Source organism: Sphingomonas koreensis, assembly GCF_002797435.1.
Lineage (GTDB): Bacteria > Pseudomonadota > Alphaproteobacteria > Sphingomonadales > Sphingomonadaceae > Sphingomonas > Sphingomonas koreensis.
The window spans coordinates 1,051,359-1,067,389 of sequence record NZ_PGEN01000001.1 but is presented as its reverse complement, the minus strand read 5'-3'; the positions used below and the strand labels follow the sequence as shown (position 1 = coordinate 1,067,389).

Annotated in this window: 16 protein-coding genes; 6 read left to right on the top strand and 10 right to left on the bottom strand. The window is 67.5% G+C overall.

Going from position 1 to position 16,031, the window contains the following annotated elements:
* The first annotated feature begins 218 nt into the window (after positions 1-218).
* A complete protein-coding gene (locus BDW16_RS05080; protein WP_066578439.1) occupies positions 219-1,538 on the top strand; it encodes an APC family permease in 1,320 nt (439 codons plus the stop codon).
* Positions 1,535-2,110 (top strand): SAM-dependent methyltransferase, encoded by a 576-nt coding sequence (locus BDW16_RS05075; RefSeq protein WP_066578436.1) that lies wholly within the window; start codon positions 1,535-1,537, stop codon positions 2,108-2,110. Before BDW16_RS05080 ends, BDW16_RS05075 begins: the two co-directional genes overlap by 4 nt.
* Here BDW16_RS05075 and BDW16_RS05070 read toward each other — a convergent pair.
* From BDW16_RS05070 to BDW16_RS05060, 3 genes are all read right to left on the bottom strand, one after another.
* Positions 2,107-3,198 carry a M23 family metallopeptidase gene (locus tag BDW16_RS05070; RefSeq protein WP_066578432.1) on the bottom strand — a complete coding sequence of 364 codons (1,092 nt, stop codon included), beginning with the start codon at positions 3,196-3,198 and terminating at the stop codon, positions 2,107-2,109. The two genes, BDW16_RS05075 and BDW16_RS05070, sit on opposite strands and share 4 nt — an antisense overlap.
* Positions 3,195-4,856 (bottom strand): DNA repair protein RecN, encoded by a 1,662-nt coding sequence (recN, locus tag BDW16_RS05065; RefSeq protein ID WP_066578427.1) that lies wholly within the window; start codon positions 4,854-4,856, stop codon positions 3,195-3,197. The genes BDW16_RS05070 and recN overlap by 4 nt, the downstream gene beginning before the upstream one ends.
* A 149-nt stretch (positions 4,857-5,005) precedes the next feature.
* Complete coding sequence (locus BDW16_RS05060; RefSeq protein WP_083954305.1) at positions 5,006-5,866, bottom strand: outer membrane protein assembly factor BamD; 861 nt, start codon at positions 5,864-5,866, stop codon at positions 5,006-5,008.
* A gap of 160 nt (positions 5,867-6,026) precedes the next feature.
* On the opposite strand from BDW16_RS05060, the gene BDW16_RS05055 reads away from it, so the two are divergent.
* Both BDW16_RS05055 and BDW16_RS05050 read left to right on the top strand, forming a co-directional pair.
* Positions 6,027-6,851, top strand: a complete 825-nt coding sequence (locus BDW16_RS05055; RefSeq protein ID WP_066578425.1) for a class I mannose-6-phosphate isomerase — start codon at positions 6,027-6,029, stop codon at positions 6,849-6,851.
* A gap of 108 nt (positions 6,852-6,959) precedes the next feature.
* A complete protein-coding gene (locus tag BDW16_RS05050) occupies positions 6,960-7,526 on the top strand; it encodes a glycine zipper 2TM domain-containing protein (protein WP_066578423.1) in 567 nt (188 codons plus the stop codon).
* A gap of 48 nt (positions 7,527-7,574) precedes the next feature.
* On the opposite strand, the gene BDW16_RS05045 is transcribed toward BDW16_RS05050, so the two are convergent.
* Positions 7,575-7,796 carry a hypothetical protein gene (locus BDW16_RS05045; RefSeq protein WP_066578420.1) on the bottom strand — a complete coding sequence of 74 codons (222 nt, stop codon included), beginning with the start codon at positions 7,794-7,796 and terminating at the stop codon, positions 7,575-7,577.
* 223 nt (positions 7,797-8,019) lie between these two features.
* Between BDW16_RS05045 and BDW16_RS05040 the strand changes: the two genes are divergently transcribed.
* Positions 8,020-8,355 carry a hypothetical protein gene (locus tag BDW16_RS05040; protein WP_066578418.1) on the top strand — a complete coding sequence of 112 codons (336 nt, stop codon included), beginning with the start codon at positions 8,020-8,022 and terminating at the stop codon, positions 8,353-8,355.
* Positions 8,356-8,421: 66 nt separating this feature from the next.
* Here BDW16_RS05040 and BDW16_RS05035 read toward each other — a convergent pair whose 3' ends face one another.
* The 4 genes from BDW16_RS05035 to tgt form a co-directional block, all read right to left on the bottom strand.
* Positions 8,422-9,447, bottom strand: coding sequence for a cell wall hydrolase (locus tag BDW16_RS05035; protein ID WP_241910304.1), 1,026 nt, complete (start codon positions 9,445-9,447; stop codon positions 8,422-8,424).
* Positions 9,448-9,611: 164 nt separating this feature from the next.
* Complete coding sequence (locus tag BDW16_RS05030) at positions 9,612-12,446, bottom strand: M16 family metallopeptidase (RefSeq protein WP_066578412.1); 2,835 nt, start codon at positions 12,444-12,446, stop codon at positions 9,612-9,614.
* Between the two features lie 27 nt (positions 12,447-12,473).
* Positions 12,474-12,683: a hypothetical protein gene (locus BDW16_RS05025; protein WP_066578408.1), complete on the bottom strand. Its 210-nt coding sequence runs from the start codon at positions 12,681-12,683 to the stop codon at positions 12,474-12,476.
* 50 nt (positions 12,684-12,733) lie between these two features.
* Positions 12,734-13,861, bottom strand: a complete 1,128-nt coding sequence (tgt, locus tag BDW16_RS05020; protein WP_066578403.1) for a tRNA guanosine(34) transglycosylase Tgt — start codon at positions 13,859-13,861, stop codon at positions 12,734-12,736.
* Between the two features lie 45 nt (positions 13,862-13,906).
* On the opposite strand from tgt, the gene BDW16_RS05015 reads away from it, so the two are divergent.
* Positions 13,907-14,230 (top strand): cupin domain-containing protein, encoded by a 324-nt coding sequence (locus BDW16_RS05015; RefSeq protein ID WP_066578402.1) that lies wholly within the window; start codon positions 13,907-13,909, stop codon positions 14,228-14,230.
* Here BDW16_RS05015 and BDW16_RS05010 read toward each other — a convergent pair.
* Complete coding sequence (locus BDW16_RS05010; protein WP_066578401.1) at positions 14,210-14,869, bottom strand: HAD hydrolase-like protein; 660 nt, start codon at positions 14,867-14,869, stop codon at positions 14,210-14,212. The genes BDW16_RS05015 and BDW16_RS05010 overlap by 21 nt on opposite strands.
* Positions 14,862-15,851 carry a cation diffusion facilitator family transporter gene (locus BDW16_RS05005; RefSeq protein ID WP_066578400.1) on the bottom strand — a complete coding sequence of 330 codons (990 nt, stop codon included), beginning with the start codon at positions 15,849-15,851 and terminating at the stop codon, positions 14,862-14,864. The genes BDW16_RS05010 and BDW16_RS05005 overlap by 8 nt, the downstream gene beginning before the upstream one ends.
* Positions 15,852-16,031 lie beyond the last annotated feature (180 nt).

Here is a 16,031-nt window from a genome sequence, read left to right as displayed (position 1 = left end):
CCTTCCGGCGACGCCCGCGGATCGTGGCGGGTATGCGGAAGGGGGATTGGTTCTGCATGGCCGCGAGGCAAGCAGACCAATTCGAACATTGCAACCTTCGCACAGCACCTTTCGGCGCAGGCGGGGAGGGGTTACGAAACCGGAACGGGCGCGGCCGGTTGGCTGGATACCGCCCGACGTCTGCCGGTTGAGGGAGTTCATGCGGTGCCCAGACCCCGATGACAGAGGCTGCCGTTCCACGCCGTACGATCGGTGATGCCGATGTGTTCGCGTTGACCGTGGGCATTGTGGTGGGGGCGGGCATCTTCCGCACCCCGGCGATGGTCGCGGGGTTCGCGCCCGACGCGGCGACGATGATCGCGGCCTGGGTCGCGGGCGGGCTGCTCTCGATCGTGGGGGCGCTGTGCTATGCCGAGATGGCGGCCGCTTGGCCGCATATGGGCGGCGATTATCACTTCCTCGGCCGTGCTTATGGCGAGCGGCTGGCGTTCCTCTACGCCTGGGCGCGGCTGGCGGTGATCCAGACCGGATCGCTGGCGCTGCTGGCATTCATCGTCGGCGACTATCTTCAGGTGATTGTGCCGCTGGGCCCGGCGGGGCCGGCGATCTGGGCCGGAATCGCCGTGCTGGCGGTGAGCGCGGTCAACTGGCTCGGTATCCGCTGGGGTGCGGCCGCGCAGCGCTGGCTGACATTGGCGGAGGTGGGCGGGCTGGTCGCGATCATCGTCGCGGGGTTCATGGTGGCCCCCGCGGGTGCTGCGCCGGCACCGGCGAGCGATGGTGGCGCGATCGGGCTGATGATGGTGTTCGTCCTGCTCGCCTATGGCGGGTGGAGCGAGGCGGTCTACGTCTCCGCCGAGATGAAGGCGCCGCCGCGGCGGATCGCGCCGATCATGGCGGCGGCACTGGCGCTGGTGACGCTGCTCTATGTACTGATGAACCTTGCCGCATTGCATGCGCTGGGTTTTGCCGGGCTGGCGTCGTCCGAAGCGGTGGCGGCGGAGGTGATGCGCCGTGCGCTGGGGGATGGCGGCGCGGCGGCGATCAGTGCGGCGGTGGCCGTCGCAGCGCTGACCAGCGCCAATGCGACCGCGATCACCGGCGGACGCACCGCGGCGGCGCTGGGCCGTCGCTTCAATGCTCTGCGCTGGCTCGGGCGGTGGGACATGAGGCGCGACACCCCGGGCAATGCGTTGCTGGCACAGGGCGCGGTGGCATTGGCACTGGTCGTGGCCGGTGCCTTCGCCCGCGACGGGTTCCAACTGGCGGTGGAATATACCGCGCCGGTCTTCTGGTTCTTCCTGCTGCTGGTCGGGGTCGCGCTGTTCGTGCTGCGGCAGCGTTTCCCGGAGGTCGAGCGGCCGTTCCGCGCGCCGCTCTATCCCGTTCTTCCCGCCGTCTTCTGCGCGACGACGGCGTATCTGCTATGGTCCAGCCTGGCCTATACCGGCTGGGGCGCGTTTGCGGGGGTTGCCGTACTGGGAACAGGTGCAGTCCTGCTCCTGTTCCTGAAGCCTGACGAGGAGCCATGCCCATGAAGCTCATCTTCACCGCCGCCGCCATGCTGATGGCGGGCAGTGCGATCCAGCCGCCGCCCGGTCCGGCGCCGGCCGTCACCCAGGAAAGCCGTGCCCCGGACGTGATCTATGTGCCCACACCGCCCGAGGTGGTCGAAGCAATGCTCGATATGGCGCAGGTCAAAGACGGCGATGTGCTCTACGATCTGGGATCGGGCGACGGCCGAATCCCGATTGCGGCGGTCAAGCGCGCCAGGGTCAAGGCCACCGGGATCGATATCGATCCGCAGCGTATCGCCGAGGCAAATGCCAATGCAAAGGCGCAGGGCGTGGAGGGCAAGGTGACCTTCCGCCAGGCGGACCTGTTCGCGAGCGATTTCAGCGATGCGAGCGTGGTGACGCTCTATCTGCTCGATACGCTGAACGAGAAGCTGCGGCCCAAATTGCTCGCCGAATTGAAGCCCGGCACCCGCATCGTGAGCCATGCCTTCCGCATGGGCGCGTGGGAGCCCGACAAGACGCAGGATGTGAACGGGCGGACGATCTATTTCTGGACGGTGCCCAGGAAGGGCGAGAAGCCCAAAGGGCTCTAGGGAAAGCGGATCACCACGTTCGGCGACGGCATCGCGGCGGTGAAGCGGCGCGGCGCGACGGGCTGCCAGCGTTCGCCAGAAAAGGCCCGATCGATCGTCGCCCAGTTGCCGACCTGATCGAACGCATCGAGCGCGAACGGCAGACCTTCGGCGCCAAGCGGAGAGTTGGTGTCCGCGACGTGAAAGTGAAGATGCGTGCCGCCCACCTGGCCGGTGGCGCCGACGCGGCCGAGCAGCTGGCCGCGGCGCACGCGATCGCCTTTCCTGACGGCGATGCCCTGCTTCAAATGCTCGTAAAACACGATGCGCCCGTTCCCGATGTCGATCGCGATATAGTTGCCGGTGGCGTTTTCGGGATCGCTCGGCTCGTCGGGATTGCGCTGAACCGGATCGGCAAAATCGTCCCTCGCGGCGATGACCTGGCCGTCGGCGACTGCGATCACTTCGGCACCGAAACCCGGATCGGCGGCGTAGCGGGGTTCCTTCGGGTTGCGGTCGGCATGGAAGAAGTCGATCGCGAAGCGGCCGGGAACCCGCGGCGTGCCGTTCAGCGCGTAGACGTAGCGGCGGTGGCCGAACTCCATCTCCGGTTTGTAGACCGCCGACCAGGTGCCGCCGCGCAGCGGCGGGCCGAAGGGGCGGGGCGCCGCGGCGATGGCGCGCGGGGCGCTTTCGATCGTAACCGGCGGGCGTTCGGGGATCGCGTAGGTGATCCGGTGGCGGATCGCCGCGACCGGGCGTTCGACAGGCTGGTTGATGAAGAGCAGCGCGTGCGCGCCGGGCGCGACCAGCGTGCGATCGGCATCCTCGGCGACCCATTGGCCGCCGATCAGTGCCGCCAGCTGCTCGCCTTCGTAACGGCCGAGCGTGCGGCCTTCGCCATCGATGATCTCCAGCGTGTTCAGGCGAAGCGGCGATCGGTGGAAGCTCGAGACGCGGATCTCATAGGCGATCTGCATGCCGTCGGTGCGCGCGAGATGTACGGGCTGAGCGGGGACGGTGAGTTCGAGCGAGATGGGCGGGATTTTCTGTGCGCTGACCGGGGCGGCAATCGCGAGTGCGGCGTCGACGGGGAGCGTACGGATCATGCGGTCTCCAGCAGACGATCGGCCTGAGCGCGGGCCTCGTCGGTGATTTGAGCGCCGGAGAGCATGCGGGCAATTTCTTCTCGACGAGCGTCGTTATCCAGCGCACGAACGCCCGTGCGGGTGACGAGGCCGTCATGGCTCTTGGCGATGAGCAGATGGTGCCTGCCGCGCGCCGCGACCTGTGGACTGTGGGTGACCACGAGCAATTGCGCGTCCGCGGCCAGGCGGGCCAGACGTTCGCCGATCGCGCTGGCCACCGCGCCGCCGACGCCGCGGTCGATCTCGTCGAAGATCAGCGTGCGCGCGCCGCCCTCTTCGGCGAGCGCAACCTTGAGCGCGAGGATGAAGCGGGAAAGCTCACCGCCCGAGGCGATCTTGATCAGCGGGGCGAAGGGGGCGCCGGGATTGGTCGACACCTCGAACTCCACCCGGTCGCGGCCCGAAGCGGCCCATTGGTCGCGTGGGAGCGGGTCGACCACGGTGCGGAAGCGTGCGGCGTCGAGCTTGAGCGGGGCGAGCTCGGTCGCGACTGCGCTGTCAAGGCGCGCGGCCGCGGCAGTGCGGGCGGCGGACAGGGTTTCGGCGGCCTGGGTATAGGCTGCCTCGGCCTTGGCGAGCGCGGCTTCGAGGCGGTGGATCGTGTCCTCGCCGCCCTCGATTCGGGCGAGGCGCGCGGAGAGGGTCTCGGTCAGCTCGGCGAGGTCGTCGGGCTGGACGCGATGCTTGCGCGCAAGGCCGCGCAGTTCGAACAACCGGGCTTCGTCGGCTTCGAGTGCCTGCGGATCGAAGGCGAGCGCCTCGGCCGCCTCGTCCACCTTCTCATGCGTCGTGCCGCCTTCGATCAACGCGCGATCGAGCGCGGCGAGTGATTCGGCGAGGGCCGGGTGATCGTCGGCGATGCGCTCAAGGATGCGCGCGGCCTGACGAAGCCGGGTGAGCGCGCCGTCGCTGCCGTCGAGCAGATCGGCGATCGCCTGAAGTTCGCCCGCGATCTTCTCGCCGCGTTGCATCGATGCGCGGCGCTCGGCGAGCTGTTCTTCCTCGCCGGGCTCGGGGGCGAGTGCGGTGAGTTCGGCGACGGCGTGTTCGAGCCATTCGCGGTCGCGTGCGGCATTCTCCTGCTCCTCGCGTGCGGCTGCCAACTCCTCTTCTGCCGCGCGGAAGGCGCGATGCGCGTCGGCGACGGCACCGGTGTCGAGCTTGCCGAAAATATCGAGCAGGACGCGGTGGCCCCGCGGGTTGAGCAGGCCGCGGTCATCATGCTGGCCATGGATCTCGACAAGGAAGGCGCCGAGCTCGCGGAGCAGCGCGGCGGATGCGGGCGAATCGTTGACGAAGGCGCGGCTGCCGCCATCGGCCTTGACGATGCGGCGAATGAGCAGGGGCTCGCTCGGGTCGAAATCGATGCCGTTTTCGGCGAGCAGCGTCGCAACCGGGGCGGGGTCGGCCAACTCGAAGCTCGCGGTAACGACTGCCTGTGCAGCGCCCTGGCGAACGAGGCCGCTGTCGGCGCGCATGCCGAGCGCGAGGCCCAGCGAATCGAGCAGGATCGACTTGCCCGCGCCCGTCTCGCCGGTGAGCACGCCGAGGCCCGCGCGGAAATCGAGGTCGAGCGCCTCGATCAGCACCACATCGCGGATGTTGAGGCCGGTCAGCATCGGCCGCTGTTACCCCGTTTTGTTCCGCCTTGGGAGAGGGCTTCTCGTGATAAAGCCGCACCGCCCTCCGCAGCCATTCCATCGATGCTGCGCATCGCCGGAACCTTGGGCTGACGCCGCCTCGTGCGCTCGTGCACGAGCAACGCAGACTAATTGGTTTCGTCGTCGACGGGCTTGGGCTTGGGCACGTCGTCAAGCTTGGGCGCGGTTGCAGCGGCGGACGCGGGGACGGCCACCGCCTCGCCATGCTTGCCGATCAGCTCGTAGGCGCGCGCATACCATTGCGTGCCGGGATAGTTTGCGCCGAGCACCGCCGCGGCCTTCTTCGCCTCCTCCTTCACGCCGAGCGCGAGATAGGATTCGGTGAGGCGCATCAGCGCCTCGGGCGTGTGGGTGGTGGTCTGGTAGGTATCGACTACGGTGCGGAAGCGGATGATCGCGGCGAGCCATTGGCCGCGCACCTGATAGTAGCGGCCGACTTCCATCTCCTTGCCCGCGAGGTGATCGCGGACGAGATCGACCTTGAGGCGTGCATCGGCGGCGTAGCGGGTGTTGGGGTAACGGCGGTTGAGCTCGCCCAGCGCGTCGAGCGCCTGCTGGGTGATCTTCTGGTCGCGCGTCACGTCGCTGATCTGCTCGTAATAGCTGAGCGCGATCAGATAATAGGCATAGGGCGCGTCACGGTTGCCGGGGTGGACGGCGAGGAAGCGCTGCGACGACTGGATGGCTTGGGTGTAGTTGCGGTCGAGATAGTAGGCGAAGGCTCCCATCAGCTGCGCACGGCGTGCCCAGACCGAATAGGGATGTTGGCGTTCGACTTCATCGAACAGCGCCGCCGCAAGCTTGTACTGGCCCCGGTCGAGCCGGTCCTTGGCCGCTGTGTAGAGCGTGCCCACGTCGCGCGCGACATAGGGCAGGTCGGCGCGGGTGCCGCCACCGCGGGCGCAGCCGGCAAGCGCGAGCGCCGCAACGAGAACAAGGGCGGTGGTACGGATCGGAAGCATACGCATGGCGCGGTTCTTAAAGCGTGTTTGGAAATGCGCCAAGCGGGCATTTCGGCGATCCTCATCCGCCACGGCGGGATGTTTTGTGCGGACGGCGCGGGGGGCGGGGATCGAAGGCGCACGATGGCGCGTTGCCTGCGTGTCCCGAATCCCGCATGGAGACGCTATGTCCGCGACCCTTCTGGCCCCGCACCGGGTGGAGAAACCTTGGGGACGACACAGTCTGTGGCCGGGATTCGCAGATCCTGCGCCCGATGGCGAGCCGGTGGGCGAGATCTGGTTCCAGTCGCCGGGCGACAGCGCGCCCGAGCTGCTGATCAAATATCTCTTCACCAGCGAGAAGCTGTCCGTCCAGGTGCATCCTGACGATACGCAGGCGCGTGCGCGGGGGTTGCCGCGCGGCAAGGACGAGTGCTGGGTGATCCTGGCGGCCGAGCCGGGGGCGACGATCGCATTGGGCACGCATGAACCGGTCGATGACACGACCTTGCGCGCGGCGGCGCTGGATGGATCGATCGAAACGCTGCTCGACTGGAAGCCGGTCAAGGCCGGGGACTTCATCTACGCCCCGTCACGGACCATCCATGCGATCGGCGCGGGAATCACGCTGATCGAGATCCAGCAGAACAGCGAGACGACCTACCGTCTCTACGATTATGGCCGCCCGCGCGACCTGCATCTGGAGGACGGCGTTGCGGTGGCCGATGCGGTGCCGTTCGTCGATGCGCCGATGCCGGGCGAGGTCGAGCCGGGACGGACGATCCTGGTCGAAGGTCCCAAATTCGTGGTGGAGCGCTGGCCCGGCGGCGATCGCGCGCTGCGGATGCCCGACGGGGTCACCGGCTGGCTGGTGCCGGTGCGCGGAGACGGTGAAATCGACGGAGTCGCGTGGAAGGCCGGCGAGTGCCTGACCCTGACCGGAAACGCGGTGCTCACCGCATCCCCCGACAGCGACCTGCTATTTGCCTATCCAGGCAGGAAGCGCCTGTAAACGCAGCGTTAAAATCTGGCCGTAGGATGAACGCGAGGTCGTTTTGCGTTCATGCAACCTGCCCGCGCCCCGCCCGTTGAATGGGGGTTCAAAAGGCAGGAGAGTATCATGCGTACCCCCATGATCGCCGCCATGATGGTCTCGGTGGTCCTTACCCCGATCCCCGCCATGGCCCAGCAGACGCCGCGCGAAGCGGCACGCGAATATCGCAAGGAGGTTCGCGATGCGGAACGCGACTATCGCCGCGACGTACGTCGCGCCGACAGTCCGCGCGACGTGCGCGACGCCCAGCGCGAATATCGCCGCGAAGTGCGCGATGCGCGCCGCGACTATCGCGAGGACCGGCGCGATTGGCGCCGCTATCGCGATTATGACTGGAACCGCCCGGCGCGCGGCCAGCGTTACTATTATGCCGACGACTATTATCGCGACGGCCGCTACTATCGCGAACGCCGCCTGACGCGCGCGGACCGCATCTATCGCGGCCGTGACGGACGCTATTATTGCCGCCGCAGCGACGGCACGACCGGGCTTATCGTCGGTGGCATCGCCGGCGGCCTGATCGGCAACGCTCTGTCGAATGGCCGGTCGAGCACGCTCGCGACGCTGCTAGGCGCAGCGGGCGGGGCAGCGCTCGGCTCATCGATTGACCGCGGCAACGTGCGTTGCCGCTAAGCCATGATGGCCGCGGGGTCCGGCGTGCCGGACCCCGTTCTTGTCACGTCAAAGAATGAATCCGCCGAGCCACAGCCGGACGAAGCCGACCAGCAGCACGATCAGGTTGAGGTTGCGGCCAGTGTTCGAATCCGACAGCGCGCCCAATGCCGCGCCGAGCACCGCGAGCGGGATCACCAGATAGTTGAGCCAACCCAGCAGCGGAATGAGACCGAGCAGCATCACCGGAAGGGCGATAACGCCGACGACGATAGAGACCAGATTCAGCATGACTTGAAGATGGGTCCTTTCCCGGGGTCTGACAAGGTGTTTTGTTCAAATAACACACATTCGGGCCGCAATTAAGGGTGCAGGAAAGATGAACGAAGCCCGCGCGGCTGCGACAATCGGCGACACAAAAGCACGACTTTGGTGAAACCACTGCGACAGGCGGGGCGGATACCGATGTTCGACCGCAAAGGAGCGGTCCTGTTTTTGAGTGAGGAGAGCAGAGATGAAGAAGATCGCAATGCTGATCGCCGGTCTTGGTATCGCGGCGACCACCATTCCCGCCGCGTCGGCCCAGCAGGGCTGGTGGGGCATCAACCAGCGCCAGGCGCAGCTCGATCAGCGGATCGACCGCGGCGTGCGTTCCGGCCAGCTCAACCGGCGTGAGGCTGCGCGGCTGCGGGCTGAGTTCCGCGGGATCGCCAATCTCGAATATCGCTATCGCCGCTCGGCTCCGGGTCTGACGATGGCGGAGCGCCGCGACCTCGACCGCCGCTTCGACGCGCTGGCGCGCAAGATCCGCTGGGAACGCCGCGACTGGGACCGTGGCTATCGCCGCTGAGCCGTTGAACGGGTGACACGCATGACGGCCTCCGCCCTGACGGGCGGGGGCCGTTTTCGTTGCCCTTCAGCGCAGCGGCTGGCCGCTGTCCTTCCATTTGTCGAGCACCTGCGACTCGGGCGCTGCCGAATATTCAGGGCGCACGTCGCCGCTGCGGGCATATTCCTGCTGGACGGGCACAGGCACGGGCACGGGCTGCGGCTGGGCGGCCGAAGCAGTGGTGCCGGGCATCGCGGGCATCGGTACCGTCGCGGCTGCTGCGGCGGCCGCGACCTCGGCCGCGGTGACTGCGCGCGGATGCGGGCCGGGATAGGGCTCACCACCGAGATAAGCCTGTTTGAACGCGGCACCGGTGCCCCAATAGCCCTTCCACCGGTGAAAGAAATGCGCGCCGAACACCCCGGTCATCACCAGACTGCGGTTCCACGACGGGGTGACGGCATAGGTATGATAATGGGTCGCCATGCCAACTGGCGCGAACACTTCGCCCGCGAGCGCCGAGGCGGCGACGCGCGATGCGCGCAGCCAGGCGGCGCGCGACGGGCGGCGGGCCATGGCTCCGTCGCAGGCATAGCTGAACTGGCAACCGGCCTTTTCCGACCCCTGATAGATCACGCCGCACACGGTGGCGGGGAAGGTGGGATGGCGGACACGGTTGAGGATCACCTGCGCCACCGCGCGCTGGCCGTCGTCCGGCTCGTTCGCGGCTTCGTAATAGATGGCGGTGGTGAGGCATTCGAGCGCGCGTGCCTTGTCCTGCGGCGTGCCGCGCATGACGAAGGGGGCGGCAGGGCGGAGCGTCGGATCGGGCGCGTAGTCGGCGGGTTCCGGGCCCGCGGGCAGCGCGACGGTGCCGGTCACGCCGGCGGCGGGGGCAGCGGTCTCGTCGCTGGCGAGCTGATAGTATGCGGAGCCCGGGAAATGGTCGTCGGCCTCATAGCCGGTGGGGGCGGGGCCGGGGAGGGTGACGCGCTCGTCGCCCGCGCTCAACGCCGAGAAGCCGGCATGGGCCGAAAAGCCCGCGCCGACCAGCGACACCAGCAGCGCCGCCACGATTCCCCGAAGCTGTAGTCGCGTGAATTGCCGCAGCACGATGGGTTCCCATGCGAGGCAATGGCCTCGTCAGGCGGGTCCCATAGCGCAGAACGGGTGAATTTTCTGCCCCGGATTTCGGGCCGTCCCGGGGCGAGACGATTGGTGGTTAAGGTAAGCTTTGGAAGGTCAGGCCTCTCCCTCGGGGGGGAGAGGCCAAGGGTTTACTTCAGCATCGCGCTGTCGAGGTTGAGCGAGGTCGCAGGGATCACCTCGAGATTCGGGTGGGCCTTGCGCAGCTCGTCCACGAACAACTTGGCATCGCCGACCACGATGATGCTGGCGCGGGCCGGGTCGAGCACCTTCTTCGCCGCGGCCTGGACCCTGGCGGGGTCGACGCCCTGGATCGAGGGGATGTAGGTAGACAGCGTGTCGAGCGGCACGCCCTCGGCCACATAGTCGGCGAGCGCGCCGGCGATGCCGTCGGTCCGTTCGATCCGGCGGCCGAAGCTGCCGACCAGCACCGCCTTGCGCGAATCCAGTTCGGCGGCGGGGACGGGGGTCTCGCCGAGCTTCTTCATCTCCGCGGCGATCAGCGAGACCACTTCCGGTGCCGAGGGATTCTTGGTCTGCGTGGAGGCGGTGACGATGCCCGGCGCGCGGCGCGCATCGACGCTGCTGCCCGCGCCATAGGCGAGGCCGCGCTTGATGCGGATTTCCCGGTTGAGGCGCGAGGTGAAGCCGACGCCGAGCGTGGCGTTGGCGACCTGGGCCGCGTAGAAATCCTTGTCGGCACGCGCGATGCCGGGGCGGGCGATGACGACGCCCGCCTGACCTGCACCGGGCATATCGACGACGACGACGCGCGGGGCAGCGCGGGCGCTATCCCCGTCCGGAACGCCGTCGTGAACACCGGTCTTCCAGTCGCCGAACAGCTTCTGCGCGAGAGCGGTAGCGTCCTTCTGCGCAATGTCTCCGACCACCACCAGCGCTGCCTGAGACGGAATCCAGGCGTTGCGATAGGCACTGGTGATATCGTCGCGCGTGATTTTCGGGAGCGAGGTCACCGTGCCCGAGAGCATATTGCCATAGGCCTGCTCTCCGAACACGGTGCGGCTGGCGACGATGCCCGACAGCGCGCCCGGATCCTTGAGCTGCACTGCGACCCCGTCGAGCGCCTGCTTTCGCGCGCGGTCGATCTCCGCCTGCGCGAAAACGGGGTTGCGCGCGACATCGGCGAGGATGGCGAGCGCGGGATCGATCTGATCGGCCTTGACCGTGACGGTGGCGAAAGCGGCGTCCCAGTCCGCGCCCGCACCGATCGACCCGCCGAGCGATTCGACCTGCTGTGCGATCTGCTCGGCCGAGCGAGTGGCGGTACCCTTGGTCAGCAGGTCCGCGGCGAGCGCGGCGGTGCCGGCCTTGCCGTTCGGATCGCTTCCGCCGCCTGCGGGAGCGACGACCGTGGCGGTGACGATCGGCAGGTCGCGCTTCTCGACCACGATGACGCGCAGGCCGTTGGCGAGCCTGGTTTCGATCGCCTTGGGGATGACCGGCGAGACCGGGGCGCCGGGGTTCGGGACGGCGACGCGCTGGCCTTCGGGCGCCTGGGTGTGGATGACGACGTCACTCGGCACGACGAGCGGAGCGACCTTGACCGTCGAGGCGACGGCGATGGTGTCGCCTTTAGCGCCCTTGGCCATGGCGTCGGGCAGATAGATCAGCGCAGCCGACTGGTTATCTCCCAGATATTTGCGCGCGACGCGCTGGACGTCGGCGGCGGTGACGCGGGCGACGGCGGCGAGTTGCTGATCGGCCGCCTTGGGATTTCCGCCGACGATGATCGAATTGGCGAGGGTCGATGCCTTGCCCTCGGCGGTCTCGCGGCTCTTCAACGAGGCGGTGAGAATCTCGTTCTTTGCTTCGGCGAGCTCCGCCTCACTCACCGGCGTGTCGCGCAGATCGGCGATCTCGCGGCGCATCGCCTTCTCGCCATCTTCGGCCGATTTGCCGCCGGCGAGGATCGCGTACATTGCGTAGGAACCGGTCGACTGGCGCGTGTCGAGGAAGGTGTCGGCCTGCGCCGCCAACTGATCGCGATAGACGAGGTTGCGATAGAGCCGCGAATTCTCGCCCCCCGACAGGATGCCGTCAAGCACCGCGAGCGCGGGCGTATCGGGATCATTGTCAGGCGGAAGCTGGTAGCTCAGCAGCACCGCCGGGAGCGGCGTGTTCGCCTCATAGACCGTCTGGCGCGTTGCGGTTGTGCGCGGCGGCTCGGCGACGGTGACCCGCGGGATCGGGCGGTTGGGCCTGGCGATTCCGGCGAAGTATTTGTCTACCCATTTGTCCAGCTGAGCCGGGTCGAAATTCCCTGCGACCACCAGAACGGCATTGTCCGGCCGGTAATAGGTCGCGTGGAAGGCGCGGATGTCGCCGATCGTCGCGGCGTCGAGATCCTCGATGCTGCCGATACCGGGGCGGGCATAGGGGTGAGTCGAATAGGAGATGTTCGGGAAGTAGATGTAGAAGAGCTTGCCATAGGGGGAGGCGAGGACGCGGTTGCGCAGTTCCTCCTTCACCACGTCGCGCTCGCTCGCGAACACCTTCTCGCTGACCACCAGGCTCGCCATGCGATCGGCCTCGGCGAACAGCAGGCGTTCGAGGTGGTTGGCCGGAACCACTTCGAAGTAATTGGTGTAGTCCGAGTTGGTCGAGGCGTTGTTGTACCCGCCGACATCCTCGGTCAGCCGGTCCATCTGCTCGTCGACCAGGTTCTTCGTACCCTTGAACATCAGATGCTCGAACATGTGGGCGAAGCCCGACTTGCCCGCCGGGTCATCCTTGCTGCCGACATCGTACCAGACCTGGACCGAAACATTGGCGGTCGAGGTGTCGCGGATCGCGTACACCTTGAGCCCGTTGGGCAGGGTGCGCTCGGTATAGGCGAGCGGCGCGACCTTGATCTCCTTCGCGGGTGCCGGGGCGGCGTCCTGCGCATGTGCGGCGAAGGGAAGCAGGGCGGCGCTCAGGTACAGCGCGGTGCGGGTCAGGCGCATTCGGGTCTCCGGTCTGGAGGGAGGGGGTCAGTCTTTCTTGCGGTTGCGCGCGGCGTAGATCACCGCGGCGGCGAGAGCGGCGGAACCGATGCCGATACCGATCTTGCCGAGCGGCCACTTCTTGCCTTCGCCGGGCTTGCGCGTGCCTTCTGCGCGCTCGGCGGTCTCCCGCGCTGCGCGGGCGGCGGCGGTGATTTCGTTGGCGATTTCGTCCTGGTCGTCGCGTTGGTCGGTCACTGGATACTCCTCTGTTTCACAGGAGTAAGACTCCGGAGCCAGCGGCGCAATCAGCCTTTGCCATAATAGGTAGCACGGAAATCGTTCGCGAAGGCGGTGAGCCGGCCTTGCCCGATCGCGGCGCGCAGATCGGCCATCAGCGCCTGATAGAACCACAGATTATGCTCGGTCATCAGCATCGCGCCGAGGATCTCGCCCGCGCGGACGAGGTGGTGGACATAGGCGCGCGTGAAGGTGCCGCAGGTCGGGCAGGCACAGGCCGGGTCGAGCGGCCCCTGATCCTCGGCAAACTTCGCGTTGCGGATGTTGATCGGCCCTTGCCGGGTAAAGGCCTGCCCGGTGCGGCCCGAGCGGGTGGGGAGGACGCAGTCGAACATGTCGATCCCGCGCTCGACCGCGCCGACGATGTCGTCGGGCTTGCCGACGCCCATCAGATAGCGGGGCTTGGCGGGGTCGAGCTGGCCCGGCGCATAGTCGAGACAAGCGAACATCGCTTCCTGTCCCTCACCGACTGCAAGGCCGCCCACGGCATAGCCGTCGAAGCCGATGTCGAGCAGCGCGTCGGCGCTGGCCTTGCGCAACCCCTCGTCCAATGCGCCCTGCTGGATACCGAACAGCGCGTTGTTCTGCGCATGTGCACCGCCGGCGTCGAAGCCCTGGCGCGAACGCCTGGCCCAGCGCATCGAGCGCTCCATCGCTGCGGCCTGCACCTCGCGCGTCGAGGTGGTCGGAACCAGTTCGTCGAACGCCATGACGATGTTCGAGCCGAGCAGCCGCTGGATCTCCATCGACCGCTCGGGGCTGAGCATGTGGCGCGTGCCGTCGAGATGCGACTTGAAGACGATGCCTTCCTCGCTGCGCTTGGTCAGCTCGGACAGGCTCATCACCTGATAGCCGCCGCTGTCGGTGAGGATCGGACGGTCCCAGCCCATGAAGCCGTGCAGCCCGCCGAGCCGGTCGACGCGCTCGGCGCCGGGGCGGAGCATCAAATGATAGGTGTTGCCGAGCAGGATGTCGGCGCCCGAGGCGCGGACGTCCTGCGGCTTCATCGCCTTTACGGTGGCAGCGGTGCCGACGGGCATGAAGGCGGGGGTGCGGATCTCGCCGCGCTGCATCGCGATCGTGCCGGTGCGCGCCTTGCCGTCGGTAGCGTGGATGGTGAAGTCGAAACGGGGCATCCGCTGCCCTTTGACCTTCGCCGCGAAGGACGCAACACATTCCGCATGGACCAGCCCCGTATCGCCAACCTGTTCGCGCCATTGCCGTCCACCGTGGCGGGCGAGGTATTCACCGCACTGCTCGACCGGCCGGGGGTGCGGATCGAGCGGATCGTGTCGGGCGGGCAGGCGACGCCCGAGGACCGGCCCTTCGTGCAGGATGCGGATGAATGGGTGGTGGTGCTGGCCGGAAGCGCGGCGATCCGGCTGGAGGGAGGTGACGAAGTGGCGTTGGCGCCGGGCGATCATCTGCTGATCCCGGGCGGCACGCGGCACTGGGTGACGCGAACCGATACGCCGACCGTGTGGCTAGCCGTCCACCTTGGTTGAACCGAGATGGTCGATCACCGCCCGCGGACCGGCGAAGGCGATATCGGGATCGAGATGGACGAGCGCGTCGGGGCTGGCATAGCCCCATAGCGCTGCGCCCGCCCGGACGCCGGTATCACGCGCCGCGTCGATATCGCGCGTCTCGTCGCCGATCGACAGGGCCTGATGCGGCGGGATGCCGCTGGCCTTGAGCACCTTGCGGAACTTGGGCGCCTTGCCGAACAGCGATGCGCCGCAGGCCCACCAGCTGATGCGGGCGGCATTGTCCGGGCCGAGCACGGCGCGGGCATTGGCTTCGCTGTTCGAGGTGACGACGGCAATGCGGATGCCGGCGGCCTGGATCGCCGCGAGCATTTCCGGCACGCCATCGAACAGCTGGACCTGATGCGCGTGGCGGCCGAACAGACGGCGGACATAGCGGGCGATGAAGGGCAGTTTCCAGCGCGGCACGCCGATGTGGCGGATCACCGCCTGCGTCGGCATCCGGCGCAGCGATTCGACCTCGTGCGTGCCCACGCGCCGGAAGCCGTAGCGGTCCGCAAGATGGTCGAGGATCGACAGGAACCACCCCCCGCTGTCGGACAGGGTGCCGTCGAAGTCGAAGATCACGAGCCGCGGCGGCGGACCCGGTTCAGCCATGGCTGTGGCCGTCGTGATCGTGATCGTCATGCTGGTGATTGCCGTGCCCCTGTTTGTGCCCGTGCCCGTTGTGGAGCCGGCACGGATCGCCGTCGCCAACCTCGATCTGAAGCGTGGCGTGGCCGATCCCGAAATCATGCTCGAGCCGGTGCTGGACATCGTCTAGGAATGCGTCGCCCGGGTGGCCGCCGGGGATCAGCAGATGTGCGGTGAGCGCCGATTCGGTCGTGCTCATCGGCCAGATGTGGAGATCGTGGACGCGGGTGACGCCTGGAAGCGTCGCGAGCATGTCCTCGACCTTCTCCGGATCGATTCCGGCCGGAACGGCATGGAGCGCCATCGTCACCGAATCGCGCAGCAACCCCCAGGTGCTCCACAGGATCACCGCGACGATGACGAGGCTGATCGCCGGGTCGATCCAGGACGCGTTGGTGAGCAGGATCAGACCGCCGCCCAGCACCACGCCCGCCGATACCGCGGCGTCGGCGACCATGTGGAGATAGGCGCCGCGAATGTTGATATCGCCCGCACGCCCGCGCATGAACATGAAGGCGGTCGCGCCGTTGATGAGGATGCCGATCCCGGCGACGATCATCACGGTGAGGCCGGCGACGGGCGGCGGATCCTGGAAACGCTGCACCGCCTCGAGCGCGATCGCGCCGACCGCGAACAGCAGCAGCACGGCATTGGCGAGCGCGGCGAGGATCGTCGAACTGCTGAGGCCATAGGTGAAGCGGCGCGAGGCGGGGCGCTTGGCGAGTTCGGCGCCGCCCCATGCGATCAGCAGTCCGAGAACGTCGGAGAGATTGTGCCCGGCGTCGGCGAGCAGCGCCATCGATCCGGTGACGATGCCGGCCATCCCCTCGACCAGCACGAAGGCGAGGTTGAGTGCGGTGCCGATCGCGAAGGCGCGGCCGAAATCGGCCGGGGCGTGGCTGTGTCCCGCGTGCGAATGGCCGGAATGGTTGTGCGAACCGTGCATGGGCATGACCTTAACCGCTGGGTGCCATGTGATGCTAGGACACTGAAGATGCAAATCGCGGGCAGCCGAGCCAGGGTCAAACAAGGTGAATTCAGGCCAGGTCGTCATCCAGTCGCGCGGGGCTTGACCCTGACGCTGCGTCATCCCCGATAGGGCGATTCGCGTGAAGATGAGGAACGG

What these genes read in the sequence shown, in the direction of transcription:
- BDW16_RS05040 (WP_066578418.1), top strand. Translation starts at nt 8,020, where the DNA reads ATGAAGAAGATCGCAATGCTGATCGCCGGTCTTGGTATCGCGGCGACC.
- BDW16_RS05060 (WP_083954305.1), bottom strand. Translation starts at nt 5,866, where the DNA reads ATGCGTATGCTTCCGATCCGTACCACCGCCCTTGTTCTCGTTGCGGCG.
- BDW16_RS05045 (WP_066578420.1), bottom strand. Translation starts at nt 7,796, where the DNA reads ATGCTGAATCTGGTCTCTATCGTCGTCGGCGTTATCGCCCTTCCGGTG.
- tgt (WP_066578403.1), bottom strand. Translation starts at nt 13,861, where the DNA reads ATGCCCCGTTTCGACTTCACCATCCACGCTACCGACGGCAAGGCGCGC.
- BDW16_RS05050 (WP_066578423.1), top strand. Translation starts at nt 6,960, where the DNA reads ATGCGTACCCCCATGATCGCCGCCATGATGGTCTCGGTGGTCCTTACC.
- BDW16_RS05080 (WP_066578439.1), top strand. Translation starts at nt 219, where the DNA reads ATGACAGAGGCTGCCGTTCCACGCCGTACGATCGGTGATGCCGATGTG.
- recN (WP_066578427.1), bottom strand. Translation starts at nt 4,856, where the DNA reads ATGCTGACCGGCCTCAACATCCGCGATGTGGTGCTGATCGAGGCGCTC.
- BDW16_RS05070 (WP_066578432.1), bottom strand. Translation starts at nt 3,198, where the DNA reads ATGATCCGTACGCTCCCCGTCGACGCCGCACTCGCGATTGCCGCCCCG.
- BDW16_RS05055 (WP_066578425.1), top strand. Translation starts at nt 6,027, where the DNA reads ATGTCCGCGACCCTTCTGGCCCCGCACCGGGTGGAGAAACCTTGGGGA.
- BDW16_RS05030 (WP_066578412.1), bottom strand. Translation starts at nt 12,446, where the DNA reads ATGCGCCTGACCCGCACCGCGCTGTACCTGAGCGCCGCCCTGCTTCCC.
- BDW16_RS05010 (WP_066578401.1), bottom strand. Translation starts at nt 14,869, where the DNA reads ATGGCTGAACCGGGTCCGCCGCCGCGGCTCGTGATCTTCGACTTCGAC.
- BDW16_RS05075 (WP_066578436.1), top strand. Translation starts at nt 1,535, where the DNA reads ATGAAGCTCATCTTCACCGCCGCCGCCATGCTGATGGCGGGCAGTGCG.
- BDW16_RS05005 (WP_066578400.1), bottom strand. Translation starts at nt 15,851, where the DNA reads ATGCACGGTTCGCACAACCATTCCGGCCATTCGCACGCGGGACACAGC.
- BDW16_RS05015 (WP_066578402.1), top strand. Translation starts at nt 13,907, where the DNA reads ATGGACCAGCCCCGTATCGCCAACCTGTTCGCGCCATTGCCGTCCACC.